10 protein-coding genes are annotated in these 18,389 nt (G+C 69.7%); 4 read left to right on the forward strand and 6 right to left on the reverse strand.

Translation table 11 applies throughout. From position 1 onward, the window contains the following. Positions 1–61: 61 nt before the first annotated feature. Positions 62–637 carry a hypothetical protein gene (locus ABD747_RS19705; protein ID WP_344807797.1) on the forward strand — a complete coding sequence of 192 codons (576 nt, stop codon included), beginning with the start codon at positions 62–64 and terminating at the stop codon, positions 635–637. Beyond that, a complete protein-coding gene (locus ABD747_RS19710; RefSeq protein WP_344807799.1) occupies positions 634–819 on the forward strand; it encodes a hypothetical protein in 186 nt (61 codons plus the stop codon). The genes ABD747_RS19705 and ABD747_RS19710 overlap by 4 nt, the downstream gene beginning before the upstream one ends. A 531-nt stretch (positions 820–1,350) precedes the next feature. On the opposite strand, the gene ABD747_RS19715 is transcribed toward ABD747_RS19710, so the two are convergent. The 5 genes from ABD747_RS19715 to ABD747_RS19735 form a co-directional block, all read right to left on the reverse strand. Next, complete coding sequence (locus tag ABD747_RS19715; protein WP_344807801.1) at positions 1,351–4,083, reverse strand: LuxR C-terminal-related transcriptional regulator; 2,733 nt, start codon at positions 4,081–4,083, stop codon at positions 1,351–1,353. A 175-nt stretch (positions 4,084–4,258) separates the two neighbouring features. Further along, positions 4,259–7,384, reverse strand: a complete 3,126-nt coding sequence (locus ABD747_RS19720) for a hypothetical protein (RefSeq protein ID WP_344807803.1) — start codon at positions 7,382–7,384, stop codon at positions 4,259–4,261. A 2-nt stretch (positions 7,385–7,386) separates the two neighbouring features. Next, complete coding sequence (locus ABD747_RS19725; protein WP_344807805.1) at positions 7,387–12,792, reverse strand: RHS repeat protein; 5,406 nt, start codon at positions 12,790–12,792, stop codon at positions 7,387–7,389. Positions 12,793–12,825: 33 nt separating this feature from the next. Further along, positions 12,826–13,770, reverse strand: coding sequence for a hypothetical protein (locus ABD747_RS19730; protein ID WP_344807807.1), 945 nt, complete (start codon positions 13,768–13,770; stop codon positions 12,826–12,828). 550 nt (positions 13,771–14,320) lie between these two features. Then, positions 14,321–15,079 carry a CPBP family intramembrane glutamic endopeptidase gene (locus ABD747_RS19735; RefSeq protein ID WP_344807809.1) on the reverse strand — a complete coding sequence of 253 codons (759 nt, stop codon included), beginning with the start codon at positions 15,077–15,079 and terminating at the stop codon, positions 14,321–14,323. A 167-nt stretch (positions 15,080–15,246) separates the two neighbouring features. On the opposite strand from ABD747_RS19735, the gene ABD747_RS19740 reads away from it, so the two are divergent. Next, positions 15,247–16,104: a potassium channel family protein gene (locus tag ABD747_RS19740; protein ID WP_344807811.1), complete on the forward strand. Its 858-nt coding sequence runs from the start codon at positions 15,247–15,249 to the stop codon at positions 16,102–16,104. Positions 16,105–16,157: 53 nt separating this feature from the next. Here ABD747_RS19740 and ABD747_RS19745 read toward each other — a convergent pair whose 3' ends face one another. Beyond that, positions 16,158–16,499: a cupin domain-containing protein gene (locus ABD747_RS19745; RefSeq protein ID WP_344807813.1), complete on the reverse strand. Its 342-nt coding sequence runs from the start codon at positions 16,497–16,499 to the stop codon at positions 16,158–16,160. Between the two features lie 346 nt (positions 16,500–16,845). On the opposite strand from ABD747_RS19745, the gene ABD747_RS19750 reads away from it, so the two are divergent. Then, positions 16,846–18,369 carry an APC family permease gene (locus ABD747_RS19750; protein WP_344807815.1) on the forward strand — a complete coding sequence of 508 codons (1,524 nt, stop codon included), beginning with the start codon at positions 16,846–16,848 and terminating at the stop codon, positions 18,367–18,369. Positions 18,370–18,389: the final 20 nt, after the last annotated feature.

The following is an 18,389-nucleotide window of genomic DNA, read 5'->3' on the forward strand; positions in this document are numbered from 1 at the left end:
ATTCCGGTCGGCCACCGCCTGGTGTCCGGTCGGGTTCGGATCCGGACCGTAAGATGCGGGCGTGACCCCGGCCTGGGTGCTGATCCTCGTCGCCTGCATCACGCTGGTCGGCGTCCTGGTCAGCGCGCTCGTGACGAACCTGGTCAATGTCCGCAACAACAAGGCGGTCCAGGCGCGGTGGGACGCCGACCGCCGAGCGCTCGAGGACCGCTGGGAAAGGGACCAGAAGGCCGCACAGACCCGCTGGCAGACCGAACTGGTCGCCTTGGAGGGACGTACGGCGCGCGCCGAGGACGCCGACGAGCGTCAGGACCGTCGCGCCAAAGCCCTGGAGCTGTACAAGCTGGCCTCGGAGCGAGCCGTCTCGGACAACCCGAACGTCGCCCAGCTGGGAGTCGACGCACTGCGCGCGCTTCTCACCAGCGACCTGCTCGACGACGACATGAAACCGCTGGTCATCGCGGCGCTCGGCAGCACGTACGCCGACGAGCGCAAGTCGATCGAGGCCGCGGAACAGGCCGGCGAGGACATCGTCGTCGTCCAGCTCGACCTTGAGGCCACCGACGGCGCGGACGTAGCCTTGGCACAAGAGGCAGCGGCTCATCCCGCAGATCCACCAGAGGAGGGGTCTGAATGACCAGGACCGTGGTCGTCACCCCCGCCCAAGTCGACGCGGCCAAGACCGTCATCGAATGGTCCGAGAAGGCCGGCCGGGCAGTGCCGGACTCGGTGCGACGCGTCGCCCAGGCGAGCCGCGCATCGGCCAACGGATCGAGCGTGGACTCCGACGCGGACACGCTCACGTCCCTCGCAGAGTGACCGCCCCACGCCGGCGGCAGAGTCTCGCCTAATCGAGGTAGCGGCTGAGGAAGCTGCCGGCCGTCTGGTTCTGAAGGGGTCGATGTCGCGCACCGAGAACGTGCCGTCACCCTTTCCCGCCCGTTCGTCGGTCGTGCGCAAGGGCTACTTGTCGCAGTCCTGACCAACTGGGCGGTGCGGCCGCTCCTTCTCGCATGCTGCCAACGCCGTCGACAATTAGCGCCCTTCTTCTTCATCGGTCGTCCGAGTCAGTACTCGTCGACCCTGCAGGCTCATGTTTTCGCGCTCAGGCCATCGCACCCGTCATGCCGCTCGCACCTGCGTCGGCCTCGTGCGACTGAGTGCTCCTGGCAGCCAGCGCCCAACTCCTGCTTCACCGTCTTCCGCATCGGTTCCGCCAGAATCGTGATGATCAGCAATCCGACCGGCGGCGGACGCCGACGGATCCCGGCGGCCGAGATCCGGCCCGAGCCGGCGACGAGCCCCGAACCGCTCGGGCCTGCTGCCACCTGGCCGGACGCGGCCGATCCGTCAGCGACCGGTGCGAAGCCGGCGGAGCTCCCCGCGGGTGCGGATCCCGAGCTTGGCGTAGATCTTGCCGAGGTGGAACTCCACCGTCTTCGGAGTGAGGAACAGCTCGGCGGCGACCTCCTTGTTGGTGTAACCGCGCGCCACCAGGGACGCCACGTCCTCCTCGCGCGGGGTGAGCCGGAGCGGATCGCTCAGCGTCACCTGCAGCCCGCAAGCCGCCAGCTCCGCGGTGCAGCGGGTCTCGGCCGGCGCGGCCCGAAGCCGCGCGAAGATCTCCCGGGCCTGGCCGAGGTGGTCGAGGGCCTCGCGCCGGTTGCCGAGCACCCGTTCCAGCCGGCCGAGGGCCAGCAGCACCTCGGCCAGCTGGTACGGCGTCCGGCGAGTCTCCGGGCTCAGCAGGTCGGAGGCGTAATGGTCCCGGGCGGCGATCGGCTCGCCCCGCGCCTCGGCCAGCCGGCCCTGCAGCCAACCGAGCCGGTGCGGCACGATCCCGCCCGGCCATCGCTCGAGGGTCGCTCGATAGCGATCGAGCGCACGCTCGGCCTCGGCGAGGTCGCCCCGCTCGAGGTGGGCCACGATCCAGCACTGCTGGGACCAGCGGTGAACCCGGATGATCCCGACCCGGTCGAGGTAGCCCGTCGGCCACAGCGGGGTCAGCAGGTCGATCACCGCATCCGGCTCGTCCCGAGCCATCGCCAGCGTGAGCCGGTGGTCGACCACGACGTCAAGCACCTGCGCTTGGGTCAGCACGCGCAACGAGGCATCCACCTCGGCGAGGTAATCGGCCGCCGTCTCGAACTGACCGCGCCAGGCCGGCACGTCGATGGATTGGCCGTACGCCAGGGGGATGTTCCAGACCTGAGCGCCGGTCTTCGCGAGGGTCCGCGCCACGGCACAGTCCACGGCCGCCCCGTCCCAGTCGCCGAGCAGCTGTCGTGTCTTGGCGCGCAGAACGCGCGACTGGCAGTGGTTGGTCGACGGCCGCCAGACCGGGTCCAGGGCCACGGCGGCGTCGAAGTCGGCGAGCGCCTCCGGCCATTGGCCGGCGTACAACCCGACCACCCCTCGGACGGCGATGATGTCGGCATCCCAGGGAGCATCGGCGGCCGGCGAGGTGGCGCCGTCCAGGACGGCCAGCGCCTGCTCGAACTCGCCCCGCTGCCACCACGCCAATGCCTGGTTGGTCCGGGCGTCCGCCGCCAGCTCCGGGTCGGCAGAGTCCAGCGCCCAGCCGGCCGAGTCCACCGCCGCCCGGCCCTCGTTCAGGCGTACGTCGAGCACCGCCTGCGCGACACCGGCGGCCGCACTCAGCTCGGCATCCTGGTCGGCGAGCGCCCGGTCCAACGCCTCCCGGAGCAGGTGCCGGGCCGGCTGGACCCGGCCCGACTCCCGTGCCAGCAGGCCGAGCGCCAGCGGACGCAGGGCACCGCCCGCACTCGGATCCACCAGCGGGGCGAGTTCGTCCGCGCCGGCCAGATCTTGCGCGGACACCCGATCCAGGATCGCCTCCAGCAGCAACTGGTTCCGCAGCTCGGGATCGCCGCAGACGGCCCTGGCCCGCAACCGGTGGGCGGCGGCGAGCGCGTACCGGCGCTGACGGCGGGCCTGCACCGCGGCGTCGATCAACGCCACCACCAGGTCCGGATCGGGCTGGTCGCAGGCAGCGGCCAGGTGACCCAGCCGCCGGTCACCGAGGGTCAGCTCGACGGCTCGTCGATGCAGCGCCCGCCTGCGGGGCAGTGGGATGGCGCGATAGATCGCGTCCTGGAGCAGGTCGTGGGCACACGCCGCCGCACCGTCGTCGTCGATCCGGATCAGCCCGGCGCTCAGGCCACTGGCGAGCGCCACGGACGGGTCGTCGATCTCCGCCAGCCGGCCGAGTACCACCACGTCGGCCGGCTCGGCCAGGACGGCTGCCGCCTCGACCAGCGCGCGCGTGGCCGGGTCCAGCTGCGCGAGCATCCGAGCGGCCATCGCCGTCACGGTCCACGACACGCGGCGACCCCCGACCAGCTCGTCGGGCCTCGCCGCGCCGCGGATCGCCTCAGCCACGAGCAGCGGTACGCCGTGGGTGCGGTCGACGAGCTCTCCGGCCGAGGAGCCGGGCAGGTCCCAGTCCCGCAGCCGGCGGGCCAGCCGCGTCACGGCGTCCGCGTTCAACGGAGCCAGCCGCACGACGCTGGTCGCCGCCGGGTCCTCGGTCAGGACGCGGCCCAACCGGTCGGCGCCGTCCCGGCGCGCGACGAGGGCCAGCACACGATCCGCCCGCAGCCGGCGCAGCGCGAAGGCCAACGACCGGGCGGACGGCAGATCGAGCCACTGGGCGTCGTCCACCGCGAGCACGAGCGCGCCGGTGCGACGCTGGCTCTCACCGAACCAGGCCAGCAGCCGACGTCCTACCTCGACCTCGGAGCAGCCGACCAACCTGATCCGCCCTCCGAGCAGGCGTTCGGCCCCGGCGAAGGCGATGTCGCGTTCGAACTCGTCACAACGCAGCCAGTGCACCGCCCGATCGTCGAGCTGGCCGACGAAGTCCTCGAGCAGCGCCGACTTCCCCATCCCGGCTTCGGCCTCGACGACGACGACCCTGGCCCGGCCGGCGAGTGCGTCGGCCCAGGCTTGGCCCAGCGTCTCGAGCTCGGGATCGCGGTCGACCAGCTCGCTGGGCGGCCGCAGCCGGCGCACCGGCACGGGCGCTCGGCCCGGTCCTGGCGCACGGACTCGGTCCAGCATCTGCTTCCTCCCAGTCGTGTTCGTGCGTCGACCGGTAGAAATGTTCGCAGAATCGAACCGCTCGTGGAAGGTGTCACCCTTCGCTGCGGGGGGTGTGCGCCGGTACGCCCTTCGACAAGCTCAGGGCACGAGTGCGCCGGGCAGCCCTTCGACGAGCTCAGGGCACGTATGCCGCTCAGTTACCTCCCACGTTCAAAGAGGTGACCGGGATCAGCTGCCCGTGGGAGACGACGCTCAGGTCGATGTTCTGGCTCGGCGCGAAGTTGTTCTTGTCCGCGGCCGCGATCTGGGCGAGCGAGCCGTTGTTGCTGATCGTGACGTGGGCGGTGGCGAGTTTGGTCTGGTCGACCCCGGCGGACCATTGCAGCGGGAGGTCGCCGAGCGCGTTCCGGGCGATCAGTTGCAGCTGAACGCCGATCTGCGGCCCGGCGGTCGGACCGCCGGCCTGGTAGAGCGCCGGTCGCGAACCGGGCGTGACCGCCGCCAGCTGGCACGTGGTCGAGCCGTACGCGTAGTCCGCGCAGCCGTCGAAACCGATCCCGGTAACCGCCTTGCCACCGGTCATGGTCGGCGCGAACGAGCCGCCTTGCACGTTCACCGTCTCACTCTTCACCGAGGGCGCGGCCGAGCCGACGTAGCCGATGACCTTCTCCAGCCCCGAGTCGGCACTCGACACGTAGTCGTACGCAGGGTTCGCGCCGAGCTTCTTCCGGGTGCCGCCGCGGGTCAGCCCGACGCCGCCGTTGTTCGGGTACGCGCCCGCACTCGGCTGGACGCCGACGAAGTCGGAGTAGGCGCCCGGGGCGTACAGGTTGGTGATCAGGTCACCGCTGTCGTCCCGGTAGTAGACCAGCCCGTACGCCGGGTCGCCGGCGTCCAGGATCTTGCCGGCCGAGGACACCTGGACCAGCAGCTGGGCCTGGTCGACCCCGTTCGCGGCGACGCTCGCGGTGGTCACCCCGGACTTGGCCGGGGTGACGTTGATCGAGGTGACCGGTGAGGTCGGCACGGCCGGCCCGGGCAGCTGGGACAGCACGACCGGGGCCGAGGCGAGCGAGCCGGCGACCACCCGTAGCTGGGTGTAGGCAGGGGCGCCGGCCGGGTTCTCCCAGAAGAACGAGCCGCTCGGCACCCGGGTCGCCGCGTTACCGGCCGTGACGGTGTTGCCGCTCTGGTTCAGTGTCGTCACCGGCATGAACTGGCCCACGTTGGTCCAGGTCGTCCCGTTCAGGCTGCCCTGCACCTGGAGCGCGGGCAGCACCGCCTGCCGCTGTCCGGCCGCCGCGCCGGGCACGGTCCAGGACTGCGGGCCGACGTCGACCCGGTAGACCGGGGTGCGGCCGCGGACGGACAGATTGTTCAGCTGGACGGCGTTGAGGATCGTCGGCGCGGCCGTCGGGGTGGGCTGCGCGGGAGCGCTGAAGCTCAGGTCCAGCTCCCTGTACGGGCCGAGCCCGAAGGGCTGCAGGGATTCGCTTCCGGTGACGGTGATCGGTCCACCCGAGGTGTCGGTCACGTCGTACGTCAGCGGGCTGTCGTTCATCGTCAGGTTGACGATCAACGCATCGTCCGGTCGGTTCGCGCCCGGGCTCACCACCAGATAGCCCCGTCTGGTCGACGTCACGTCGCCGGCATTGCAGCCGCCGCCCTTGCTGCCCGAGGTCACCGTGCCCGAGGTGTACGCCCCGACCACGGCGTAGTCGTTCTGGTTGCCCGGACTGCCCGGCGGTAGCACGACGCCGCCGGGTGGGATCGGCGCCGGGAAGCTCAGCGCCGGGGTGTACCAGCACCCGTACCCTTGCTCCGGGCGAGCGTACAACTGGATGTTCAGCGGGCCGCCCGTCTCGTTGTCGGCGAACTGGACCACGCCCAACGCCCAGCCGGGGAACCAGGACCGGAAGTCGTCCAGGCCCTTCAGCAGCATCCCGTCGTCGGAGCCGGACGGCGGTCGGAGCACCAGCTGGGCACCCGTGGTGCCGGTGAACCGGACGAGCGCTCCGTCTGCGGTCAGCGCGTCGCTGCCGGCCTGCACGGTGACCGCCCAGTCGTCGCCACCGGAGGTGCCGTCGATCCGCGGCACGGCGTTGACGTTGGTCACCCCTCCGGTGATGTCGGAGAACGTGTACGTCGCCGTGGTCCCACCGGTGGTCGGCGAGGCCAGCATCAGCCGCTGGTTGTTCACGCCCCAACCCAGGATCGGGTTGCCGTTCGCGTCCTTCCCCCAGGCCACCGACAGCGGCACGGTGGTCAGGTTGTCGGTGCCGGACTGGTCCCAGGTCGCGTACGTCGGCGAGATCGTTCCGTTCGTCGCATCGACGGTGATGACGTACCCGGCGGGACCCTTGCCCATCGCACCGATGGCCAGCTTTCCGCTGCCCGACGGATCCCAGGCCAGCGAGGTGATCGACTCCTGGCAGCACGACCCGTGCGGCACGGTGAAGGTCGCGACCTGGTTCAGATCGCCGTCCATGATCAGCACCCGGCCGTCGGACAGCCCGACGGCGAGGAATTGCTCGCCGATGAACGGCGCGGCGAGGGCCGTCGTCACCACCGGTCGGCCGGTGGCGGGGTCGAACGTCGACAGCAGCGCGCGGTGAAAGACGCAGGCCTGGCCGTCACACGGCCCGAAGCCACCGAGCCAGTACAGCCAGTTCCCGAAGGTGTCCGCCGAGTTGCCCTTGATCCCGGAGACATAGAGGGAACTGTTGCCGGCGGTGTAGATGGTGTTGATGTGGAAGGTGTTCGCCAGCGATGCGAAGCACAACCGGCACGCGCCGGAAAGGCCGTCGCTGTAGTCCTCGACGAAGAGGTCGTACTGCGGATCGGTGATGAACGGATCACCGGGGAGAGTCGCCCACGGCACGTTCAGGTCGATCGGGAGATGGAACAACTGGGTACCGCCTGCGTCCGGCGGGGCATAGGTGTTGAGGTAGATGTTCCCGTTCGCGTCGCCCTCGACCCGGGTACGGCCGCCGTAGTCCTGGTTGCCGAGGACGACGCTGGCCTCGTCCCGGATCGCCTGCGGCAGCTGCTGGGACAGCGGGACGATCCGTGGATCGGGTGCGGCCGCCGCGTGAACTCCTCGATGCGCAGTGGATTTCGGGACAGTCGATTTCGGGACAGTGGATTTCGGGACAGTGGTTTTTTGGACAGGGGGCTTCGGCACCCGCGGGCTCGCGGTGGCGGCCCCGCCCAGCCCCGCCAGCAGGGCGCAGAGCAGCAGCGCGACGAGAGCGGCTGGGCGCCGGACACTCCGCCAGGTACGGGGGTGGCGGGCGCCAGGTCGAGTGGACTCGGTCATCGCTACTCCTCCAACATCTTCGGGATATCGAAAGCAAGCTGGGCGCTCGGGTCGAGGCTCATCCCGCCGGTGCCGACCAACCCTTCAACCGGGTCGGCGGCCAGCGATCCGGCCCCCGGCACCGGCTGAGAGGCATTGGTCAGGGTGGCCGCCTTGCTGACCCCGTTCTCCGCCGCGGTGACCACGCCGTCGTCGGTCGGTCGCAGGGTCGTGTCCGGGTTGGCCGGGATCGTCGCCTCCCCGGCGTCGGACAAGCCCCAGTTCGCCGGATCGTTCGGGTCCAAACCCTGAGCCAGGAGACTCTCCTTGTACACGTCGTGGAGATTCAGGTTCCCCAGGCTGTCATCGCTCAGGTCGAGTGAGCTGGACAGCTGCTGGCTCGTCACCTCGGGCCGCAGCCCTCGCGCCGAGAGCGGAATGGTCTCCTGCCCGGTGTTGCTGTCGAGCAGGCTCGGAAGCGAGTTGAACTCGTCGCTGTTCAACATCTCGGAGACGCGAGTCCCCTTCGGTCGCTCGAAGGTCGACACCATGCCCTCCGCGTCGCCGGTCTCCGGCTGGGACGCCGCGTGCTCGGCGACGCCCTCGGTGTCGGCGACCGTGCCCTCGGCGCCGGTGGCGGCCGCGTGCGCCGCGTCGGCGGTGGTTTCGGCGGCAGCCACTCCCGCCGAGGCGAGCCCGGCGGCGCCGGCCAGCGACCCGGCCGCGGTGGCGATGTCGGACAGGTCCTGGCGCTGGTCGTCGGTGAAGAAGTGCTTGCCGCCGCTCAGCACGCTGATGTCGTCGGCCAGCCGGGCGGACTGCGCGGCCATCCCGATCACCTGGACAGCGGTCGCCACGGTCTGCCAGATCGCGGTCCTGATCACGGCCGCGGCCACCTCGACGCCCGCCTCCATCCCGGCGATGATCGCCCCGCCGGCGACGGCGGCCGCACCTCCGGTGACCACGATGCCGATCGCGAACGCGATGCAGAACACGATGTCGGTGATGGTGTCGACGACCACGCTGAGCCCGGACGGGTCGACCTTCATCACCGGGTTGGTGGCGAACCCGACGTACCGGTTGAGCTGGTTGGCGGTGTCGCGGGAGGTGAACCGGCCCTGGGCCGGATCGTAGATCCGGGTCAGGGTGATCATGGTCTGGTTCGACGGGTCGGTGTAGAGCGCGCGGACCGCCGCACCGTCGTACTGGAAGGGATTGGCGCGCCCGGCCTGCACCCCGGCCGCCGCACCGATGACCCGGCCAGGCCGGCCGTCGAGCAGCGCCGGCGTGCCGTAGTCGCCGTATGCGTACGTGTTGGTCACCGTGCCGGCGCTGTCCACCAGCGCGGTCACCGAGGTATGCCGGTCCTGCAGCAGGTAACCGACCCCGGCGCCGGTGGTCAGCGGCGCGGCCGCGGTGGTGATCTTGCCGGCCGGGCTGGTGTTCGGCTGCAGCGTCCGGGCCACCCGGCCGGCGGTGACCAGGTAGGAGGCGGTGGCCGAGCCGTTGTTGGCTCCTGCGGACAGTGTTGTCGTGTCGTTGCTCAACGAGCCGTCGGGTGCGTAGTGCAGCTCCACACTGCTCGTCCCGGTGGCCGGGTCGACGGTGGTCGCCCGGCGTCGGGTGCCGTCGGCCCAGTAGGCGTACGTCGTGGCGGCGCCGGCCTTGGTGCTGCTGGACTGCAGGAGGCCGTCCGGCCGGTAGACGTACGTCGTCCCGGAGAGCGAGCTCAGCACCCGGCCGTTCGCATCGAAGGTCTGCTTGGTCGTGGTGCTGCCGGCCTGCCGGCCGGTCAGCTGCCCGGCCGCGTCGTAGCTGTCGGTGGTGACCAGCTTCGCCGTGGTCGGCCGGGTGCCGGTGGTCCGGGTGACCCGGGTCGTGGTCACCACGTTGCCGGCCACGTCGAGGGTGTAGCCGAGCGTGGTCCGCGCAGTGCCGGTCACACTGGCGCCCGAGTAGACGGCCGAGCCGATCAGCCGCTGGTACGCGTCGTAGCGGTAGCTGATCGTCCAGGTGCCGTAGGTGCTGGCGCCGGGCGCGCAGACGATCGTGCACGTGCCCGGGTCGGCGGTGGTGTCGGTCCGCCGGGTCAGATTGTGGTTCCGGTCGTAGCTGTAGCTGTGCGCCTCGACCTGCTTCCGCGGTCCGTTCGCGGCGCCGGGCGCGGTCGTGACGTCCGAGGCCAGCAGATTGTCGGGGGTGTAGGCGTACGTGGTGATCAGGCCGTTGCCGCGAGTGGCGGTGGTGATCCGGGCGAGCCCGTCGTAGCCGTAGCTGACGCTCGCCAGCGTCACCGTGCCGCGGACCTGCTTCGAGGACTGCAGGGTGCCGTCGGTGTTGTAGACGTAGCTGGTCACCGCGCCGGTGACGTCGGTCGCGCTGGCCAGTTCGCCGTTGTCGGCGTACGTCTGGGTGGCGGCCGAGCCGTCCGGATAGCCGATCGAGGTCCGGTGTCCGTCGGCGTCGTAGCCGTACGTGATCGTCCCGGTCGCGTCGGTGACACTGGCCAGCTTCCCGGCGCCGGGCTTGCCGGCCGGCACGTACGCGTACGTCGTGGTCGCGGCCGCCCCACCCTTCGGCGTCACGCTGGCCGAGGTCAGCTGACCGGTGGTCGCGTCGTACACGTTCTCGGTGACTGTCCCGGCCGTATCGGTCCGGGTCAGCAGCCGGCCGTCCGCGGCATAGCCGTAGCTGGTCTGCTTGCCGTTCGGGTCGGTCAGGCTGGTCACGTTCCCGGCGGCGTCGACCTGCCGGCTGCTGCCGCTGGTCGCGCTCGCACCGGACTGCTGCAGGGTGCGTGCGGTCACGCCGGAGTCGAGCATCGCCGTCGTGGTCGAGGTGACCGGATCTCCCGGCGCCTGGTTCGCCGGTGCCGGGCCGATCGCGGTCGAGGTCGCCAGGCCGCCGTCGCCGGTGTAGCTCGGCACGGTCGTCACGTTCGCCGAGCTGACCGCGGTTGCCCGGCCGATCCCGTCGTACGTCGTCTGGTTGGCCGGGTCGACCAGGAACAGCGGCCGGCCGCCGGGTCCGCTGCCCTGCGGGTAGGTCGCCCGGGACGACACCTCCCGGTTGAGGTCGTCGAGCCGGCTCTGGGTGATCTGGTACGGCGCCGTGGCGTTGTCGCCGGTCAGGCTGGTGGTGGTCGTGTTGGCGCCGTCGTCATACGTCGCGTCCTGGGTCACTCCGGTGACCCCGACCCGCCGGATCGCCCGGCCGAGCGCGTCACTGGTGACCGTCGAGGTCCGGCCCAGCCGGTCGGTGCTGGTCACCGTCGAGCCGTCCGGACTGTACGTCGTACTGGACACGGTCCGCGCCGCGACGTCGGTGACGAACGCGCTGTTGTGGACGTTGTCGGTGACCAGGACCACCCGGCCCAGCGGGTCGAATGTCGTCTGCGTCCGGTGCCCGTCGGCCTCGGTCACGGTCTGGGTGGCCGGGTCGTCCGCCGTCGCCGGGGTGTACGCGGTGCTGGTCTTCAGCCCGGTCGGCGGTGTCACGCTGAGGATCCGGCCGCCGGCGTCGTAGGTGCGGCTGGTGACCCGGCCCGCCGGATCGGTGACGCTGACCCGCAGTTCGGTGACCAGGTCCAGCACCGTGGTCGTGGTCTGGGCCGCGGGGGTGCCGGCACCGACCGTGGCCTTGATCGTCTTCGTCCGGGCCGCCGGATCGACAGTGGTCGTGTACGTGGTCTGCGACGTCGCCGGGCCGCCGCCGTTGCCGGCCGGCGGGGTGATCCCCTTGGCCCAGCCGACGGTTCGGCTGGTCAGCACCCCGTCGTCGTAGCCGTAGCTGGTGACCGTCCGCGGTTGGACGCTGGCTCCCTTGCCCGCCTCGGTTCTGGTCGTCGAGTCGACCACCGAACCGTCGGCGGACAACGTGTTGGTGGTGGTCCGTCTGGTGCCGTCGCTGCCGGTGGTGACCACCGAGGTGACCAGCCCGTAATGGCCGGCCGCGTTGTCGTACGTCGTCTTGGTGGTGGTGCCGGCCTCGTCGGTCTTGCTGGTCACCCGGCCGTGGTCGTCGTACTGCGTCGACGTCGTCGTGGTCCTGGTGCTGGCCGCCGCGGTGATCCCGTTCGGCCCGCTCTTCGCGGCGTAGGTGACCGCGGTGGTCAGCGGCCGGAAGTAGTTGCCGGGCAGGTTGGTCGGCGCCTCGATCGTCGGATAGGTCATCGTCTGCTGCTGGACCATCACCGGGTCGACGGTCGGGTCGTCGGTCGCGTCGATCTCCCGGTCGATCAGCCGGTGCGCCGAGTCGTACGTCGACAGCGTCGAGGCCAGCCCGTTGCTGAGCCGGGTCGAGTAGGTGTAGTCCGGGTCGCCGGAGTCGAACAGTGCGTCCTGGCCTTGGCCCGCGTACGTCGGATAGCCGGTGTAGTTGTGCTGGTCGCCGTTCGGGTTCAGGTCGATCGTGCGGGTGGGGGTGAGCTTGTTGCCGTTGCCGTCCAGCAGGTCCAGCGTCTGGGCCACCACCAGCGTGAGCGAGGACCCGTAGTCGGCCGCCTGATAGCCGACCACGCTGGTCGCCCCGCTCGGACCCGTGACCTGGTTCAGGTACTGCGCATTGTCGTTGCTGCCCGAGACGTTCGTGTACTGGAAGGTGGCGACGGAGCCGAGCGGGTCGGTCACGGTCCAGACCATGTTGTCCTGGAACTGGACCACCGTGCTGGCTGTCACGCCGTCCGAGCGGGCCGGCGCCGAGACGGTCAGCGCGCCGGAGTTCGGGTCGTAGCTGAACGTGGTGACCAGCCCGTGGTCGTCGACGATGCTGGCCGGCTGCCACTGGGTGGGCGAGATCTGGTTGTACGTCAGGTCGGTCCGGTTGCCGAAGCGGTCCGTGCGGGCGATCAGATTGCCGTTGACGTCGTAGTAGTCGGTCCGGCCGTCGTCGAGGTGCAGCGCGTAGGAGTAGTCGACGGCTTCGGCAATCCCCCGGCGGGCGGGCAGCACGCGCTTGGCCGCCGGCTTGTCGGCGGGCACCTCCAGGTACATGTCCTTCAGCGGATAGCCGGCCAGGTTGGAATACACCGACCCGTCGTCGTCGATCGTGTACGCGCCCCCGCTGGCCGGGTAGACGGTGCCGGAGCCTGAGGTGTCGATGAAGGTCGTCCCAAAGCTCCAGCCGGCCCCGAAGCCGTAACGATCCACGCCCGCCCCGGCCCGGGCCTGGTTCCAGTCCAGGGTGTAGGTGACTCCGCTGGTCCCCTCGCTGGCGACCGTGATCAACGGCACCGAGATGGAGAACTGTCCGGTCCGCGGGTCGATCGACCCACCGAGCCCACCGCCCAGAGCGAAGGCGCCGGACACCGGCTGGTCTGCGGCGGCCGGTTGCAGCCGGCCCGCGAGAGCCGGCACGACGACGTACAGCGAGACGACGAGCGCGCCGATCACCAGCAGCCGCAGGCCCCGCCTGCCGGACAGCCTTCTCACCGTGTCGCCTTCCCCGAGCCGCCGACCGCCCGATCAGCGAGACAGGCTGCGGCGGACCCGATCGGTGAGCGTCGACCGGAGCCGGCGGGCCGCCTTCGCGGTGCGGGTGGTCCGTTGCGCCGCCAATCCGGCGGACTGATCGGTGCCCTTGATCGTGACGCCGGTCAGATCCGCGACGACCCGCGTCAGCGCACTGGAGTAGATCCGGACGGCAAAGCGGCCCTGCACGATGGCCGTCGACACGAAGGCGAGGTTCGCGATGGTCACCTTCGCCTGGAAGTTCAGCGTCGATGTCCCGGGGAAGTCTCCCGGCGGGTAGGCGGCGAGATAGCCGTTCGTCACTGGCGCGACGGCACTGACGTTCAGGTACGCCGAGGGCACCACGAAGTCCGCCTCCTCGACCGCGACCTCGAGGTCCAGCCAGCTCTTCGGCGTCATCCGGCCGGCGGAATCCAGGGCGCCCGAAGACATGCGGATGATTCGCCGCCGTCCCGCGGCGCTGGCCGTGTCAAGCACCCGGACCGGGGTCGGCAGCGCATACGGTGTCGGCAGATCGGCGAGGTCGATACCGGTGGCGAGGAAGGTCGTGGTCTCGCCGAGCAGGGAGTCGACCCCGATCACCGGACCGATCACGGTGTTGGCGATCTGGCCGAGCTCCAGCTGGCCCGCGTAGTCGGCCGCCAACGGCTCCAGATAGAGACTCGGGCCGTTCGCGTTGGACAGCTTCAGGGTGGGATCGGCCGACCCGGTGCCATCGCCGATCTCGATCCCCGTGCTGCTCTCGGCGCCCGTCGACCGGCCCGCGAGCACCGCATCACCGTCGGCCGCCTCGGCCGCCGGGGCGGTCAGGGCGGCGGCCGCCACCCCGCCCACCGCGGCGCCGGCGATGATCGCGCCACCCCGGAGCAGACCGCGCCGGTTGAGCGCAGGCGCCGGGTCGTCGACCGCGATCTTGTTGTTCTCGTCCCGCCCGGCCATTGACGTACCTCCCTGACTGGCAGCGGGCAGCCCGCCGCACGCGCACAGTCAACAGCGGCCCGCCGCTCACCCGCGCCCGGGAAAATCCCTAGTGTCGCGTTAGTCAGGTTCCTTTGCGCATGGCGGCGTTCAGGTGCGTGCATCGCAGGGCCGACGAGGGAGGGATGCCGGGTCGAATCTTGACCGAGGAGAACGCAGCGAGGTGCGTGCCTGGGCGTCGCCAAGCGTCATGAGACCTGACTAACGCGACACTAGTCCTTACGGCATGTATCGGCGCGAGATGCAAAGCCGCACGAGACCGCGATCGCGCTGCTTGCTCGATTGGCGGGTGCGCTTGCCCTTGATGCGGTTGCGCGGTCCCGTGCCCACTATCGAGCGGGGCAGTCGAGATGCCGCAACGCGTCATGGTGACCACGGCGACACGCTCACCGAGTCCGCTCGGCTTCGGTCAGGACTCCGGCAGGCAGCAGGGGCACCGGTCGGCGACCAGCCGGCGTCGTGGAACTCTCCGGAGCAGGATCTGGTCGCGGCGCATGCTGGCCGACTCGGGCTACCGACCGCCCTGGACGGTGAGCCCGCTCGGCGCGTCCTTCGTAGCGAAAAAGCCGAAGATCACGGCGAGCAAGCCGAAGGGCAGCTGCAAGATGGTGAACGCGTTGCTGCTGCCCGACGCGGCAAGGACGAACAGGGAGAAGTCCCAGAGACCGTGTAATGCCATCGCCCAGATCAACGTGCCTGTCACCCGTCGCAGGATGTAGAAGACCGATCCACTCATCGCGGCGCTGATGATTTGAACGACGGTGTCGCCAGCGGGAGCACCCAGGATGATGTTGATGCCATGCATCAGACCGAACATCGAACACGTCAGCACCCAGACCATCACCTCGCGCAGGCGGCCTCGCAGGCCGACCAGTAGCAGACCCCGAGCGGTGAATTCCTCGCCGAATCCGACCGCTAGTCCGAGAGCGATTCCGGCTAGGACGAAGCCCCATCCGACCCCGCCCCAGTCGGTCAGCAGCAGGTTCGTGGATGCCAGCAGCGCCATCAGGACAGGTGCGATGATCGTCCATCGTCGAGTGGTCGGCGGACGTTCGAACAGCGCCGGACGCCACCAGCCCCACCACGTCGCCAGCACGGCCATCAGCAGGCTCGCGAGCACGATGGAAAGTACGCCGCTCCGCCAGATGTTGTGGGCGGTGTCCGCAAGCTCCGGATACGGGATGCCGGAGGTGCCTTGAACGCCGAGGATGACCGCGATGTAGCCGACGAAGGCCGCCAGGCCGAGCCACGGACGGGGTGAAATTCTCATGCCCGCACATCCTGACAGGCCGACCACGTGGCCGGTGCGCACCCTGGCGCCGGTGGCCTCGGCACCCGCGCCGTGGCCAGCCGCGTGCCGAGGACGTTCGGGGCGACGGGATTTCGGCCATGTGCGTTTGACGGCGTGCGGGGTCCCGCTCTGGCACGATCGGGGCCGTGGACATCGCCGCTGAATCAAGCACGCAGCCGGGCAGGCCCCGGTCGGCCCGTGACGCCGCATTCCTGGACCGCTTCAACGCCAGGATGCGACTGCCGATCGTCGTGTCGGCCATCCTGCCGTTGGTGATCATCCCGGGCTCCACCGGCTGGGTCGGCGTGGCGGTCGGCGTGCTCACCTGGCTGGTGTTCCTGATCGACTTCGTGGTTCAAGCGCGCTACCGCGACCACTACACGCGCACCGGATTCGGCCGCTTCGACCTCTTCGTGGTGATCGCTACGGCCCCGTGGTTCCTGATTCCCGGCGCGCAGGCCGGCCAGTTCGTGGTCCTGCTCCGGCTGGCCCGCCTGGCGAGACTGGTGATGGCGACGCGGGACGCGCGGCGCCTGTTCGAGCGACTCGGCCGGGTCGCCCTGACAGCCGGCGGAGTCGTGGTGGTCGGCTCCCTGGTGGCCTACCACGCCGAGCATTCCGTCAACCCCGAGTTCGCGACCGTCGGCGACGCCTTGTGGTGGGGCCTTGTCACTCTCACCACGGTCGGCTACGGGGACATCGTCCCGAAGACCACGGCCGGTCGGTGGGCGGCGGTGACCATCATGGTGACCGGGATCGCCGTTCTCGGTCTGCTCGCAGGGTCCCTGGCCAGCTTCTTCCGGCTCGACAGCGCTATCCCACCAGCGGAACCGCCGACCGGCACCGAACCACGTGCGGTCACATCCGGCGATGCTGCTCTCGAGGCTCTCACCACCGAGGTGTCAGCTCTGCGCCACCAGGTGGACAGCCTGGCCGCACGGCTGGCCGGTACGCAGCCGGCTCCGGCTACCCCGACGCCGGGGGGTGACGAGACCGGCGACTAGCGCACCGAAGTCTCCGGGCGCGGATCTTGCTCGGTGATCATGCGCTGGGTCGGTCAGCCCGATTGGTCCGGCACCCTGGCGGTGGTCCGGGCCGGGCCGACCCAGGTGAGGTCAGGCACGTTGACCACGATGGCCTCCTGCGTGGTGCGGGCGATCACCACCACTGCCGCCTCGTCCGGGTCGGGATTCTCCTCGCGGTGCGGAACCCACGGCGGCACGAAGACGTAGTCGCCCGGCCCGGTGTCGATGCGGATCTCGCGGTCCGCGAGGCCGTCTCGGCCAGGCTCCAGGAAGACGAAGCTCGGATGCCCGCTGACCACGTAGATCGCCGTCTCGCTGTGCCCGTGATGATGGTTCGCCGAGGACGTGTCCGGCGGCACGTGGGTTTCACCCATCCACAGATTCTCGGCGCCCACCGTCTTTCCACTGATCGCCTCCAGACGTCGCATCCCCGGCGTCTGAGCTGTGGCCGAAACGAGCCGACCCGGCGGGATGTGATGAAGCTGCCGGTGGAACCAGTCGATGGGCTCGGTTGTCACGATCAAACCTCCGGGAACGCATGTTGCCGATCCTGACGCTGTTGGTCAGGGTAGGACGCTCGTCCAGTGATCGCGACATCGCGGTTGGTGCCGGCCCGGTCGCGGCAGCTGTTTCGGCTGAGGTGTCGCGACCTGCTCGCCATGCGTCCGAAATTCAGCCGCTCAGTATCCATATGGTCCCAGTAGGGAATATGGTCCACCGATGAGCATTCTTCGTCGAAAGAGCGTCGAGGACGTCCTGGCCCAGGGAGACAGCGACGAGCACGGTGCTGCTGGAGCTGCGTCGGGTCAGCTGGCCAGGCGGCTGACGGTATGGGACCTGATCGGGTTCGGCATCGGCATCGTCATCGGCACGGGCATCTTCACTCTGACGGGGCTGCAGGCCAAGAACAATGCCGGACCCGCGATCGTCGTCTCCTTCGTCGTAGCCGGCGTGGTCAGCCTGCTGGCCGCCCTGTGCTATGCCGAACTCGCCTCGGCCGTGCCCGCAGCCGGTAGTTCGTATACCTACGCCTACACGACAATCGGCGAGATCTTTGCCTGGATCATCGCCTGGGACTTGATCTTGGAGTTCGCCCTCGGCGCCGCGGTCGTCGCCAGAGGCTGGTCGGGCTATCTTCTCGGCGTCTTCCCCTTCCTTCCGACGGCACTCTTCGGCGAGCACTCGGTGATCAACCTCGGCGCCGTGCTGATCGTTGCGGTGCTGGGAGCGGTGGCCATCAAGGGAATCAAGGAGTCGGCCTGGGTGACCAACACCCTGGTCGTCATCAAGGTCTCCGTCTGCATCTTCGTCATCGTCGTCGGCCTGTTCTTCGTCCAGAAGGCGAATCTCGTCCCGTTCGTCCCGCCGTCGAAACCGCTTCCGGCCAGTGAACAGCTCGGCGGCCTGACGGCGCCGATGTGGCAGTTCCTCACCGGCGCCGCACCGACCTCGTACGGCATGGTCGGGGTCTTCATCGCCGCCGCTGTCGTGTTCTTCGCCTACAGCGGCTTCGAGGCCGTCGCGAACCTCGGCGAGGAGACGAAGAATCCGAAACGCGACATGCCGCTCGGTCTGCTGGGAACACTCGGCATCTGCACCCTGCTCTATGTCGGTGTCTGCTTCGTGCTGACCGGCATGGTCAAATACACCGATCTGAGCGAGGGTGACGCGGTGGCGCAAGTGTTCCGCGACGTCGGTCTCGGCTGGGCCGGCGTGCTGATCGGACTGGCAGCGATCGCCGGCCTGACCTCCGTGATCCTGGTCGACATCGTGACCATGGGCCGGATCGGGTTCGCCCTGGCCAGAGACGGCCTGCTTCCGCCGGCGTTCCGGAAGGTGCATCCGACCTGGAACACACCGGTTCTGATGACGTCCCTGACCATTGGTGTCGTCATGGTCCTCGCGGCCTTCGTGCCACTCGGGACGTTGGCCGAGATGGTCAGCATCGGAACGCTGTTCGCGTTCCTCGTCGTCTCGATCGCCGTCCCGGTGCTGCGGGTCACCCGGCCAGAGATGCAGCGACCCTTCAGGACGCCCTTCAGCCCGGTCGTGCCAGTCCTCTCCGGACTGTGCTGCATCGGACTGATGGCCAACCTCGCGACCGAAACCTGGCTGCGTTTCCTGATCTGGCTCGCGATCGGTCTGGTCATCTACTTCGGATACAGCCGGCGCCACGCACGGCTGGCAGACCCGGTCGCGTTTGATCAGCGCTTCAGAGACGAAGCAGCGATCCCACGGGACTGATCGGACCGCTCACCTCACCG

Origin of the sequence: Microlunatus ginsengisoli, assembly GCF_039537205.1 — a bacterium.
Lineage (GTDB): Bacteria > Actinomycetota > Actinomycetes > Propionibacteriales > Propionibacteriaceae > Microlunatus > Microlunatus ginsengisoli.

Bases quoted from the DNA above. Each gene is read 5' to 3' on its own strand.
- ABD747_RS19710 (WP_344807799.1), top strand. From the start codon at position 634: ATGACCAGGACCGTGGTCGTCACCCCCGCCCAAGTCGACGCGGCCAAG.
- ABD747_RS19715 (WP_344807801.1), bottom strand. From the start codon at position 4,083: ATGCTGGACCGAGTCCGTGCGCCAGGACCGGGCCGAGCGCCCGTGCCG.
- ABD747_RS19720 (WP_344807803.1), bottom strand. From the start codon at position 7,384: ATGACCGAGTCCACTCGACCTGGCGCCCGCCACCCCCGTACCTGGCGG.
- ABD747_RS19745 (WP_344807813.1), bottom strand. From the start codon at position 16,499: ATGGGTGAAACCCACGTGCCGCCGGACACGTCCTCGGCGAACCATCAT.
- ABD747_RS19750 (WP_344807815.1), top strand. From the start codon at position 16,846: ATGAGCATTCTTCGTCGAAAGAGCGTCGAGGACGTCCTGGCCCAGGGA.
- ABD747_RS19730 (WP_344807807.1), bottom strand. From the start codon at position 13,770: ATGGCCGGGCGGGACGAGAACAACAAGATCGCGGTCGACGACCCGGCG.
- ABD747_RS19735 (WP_344807809.1), bottom strand. From the start codon at position 15,079: ATGAGAATTTCACCCCGTCCGTGGCTCGGCCTGGCGGCCTTCGTCGGC.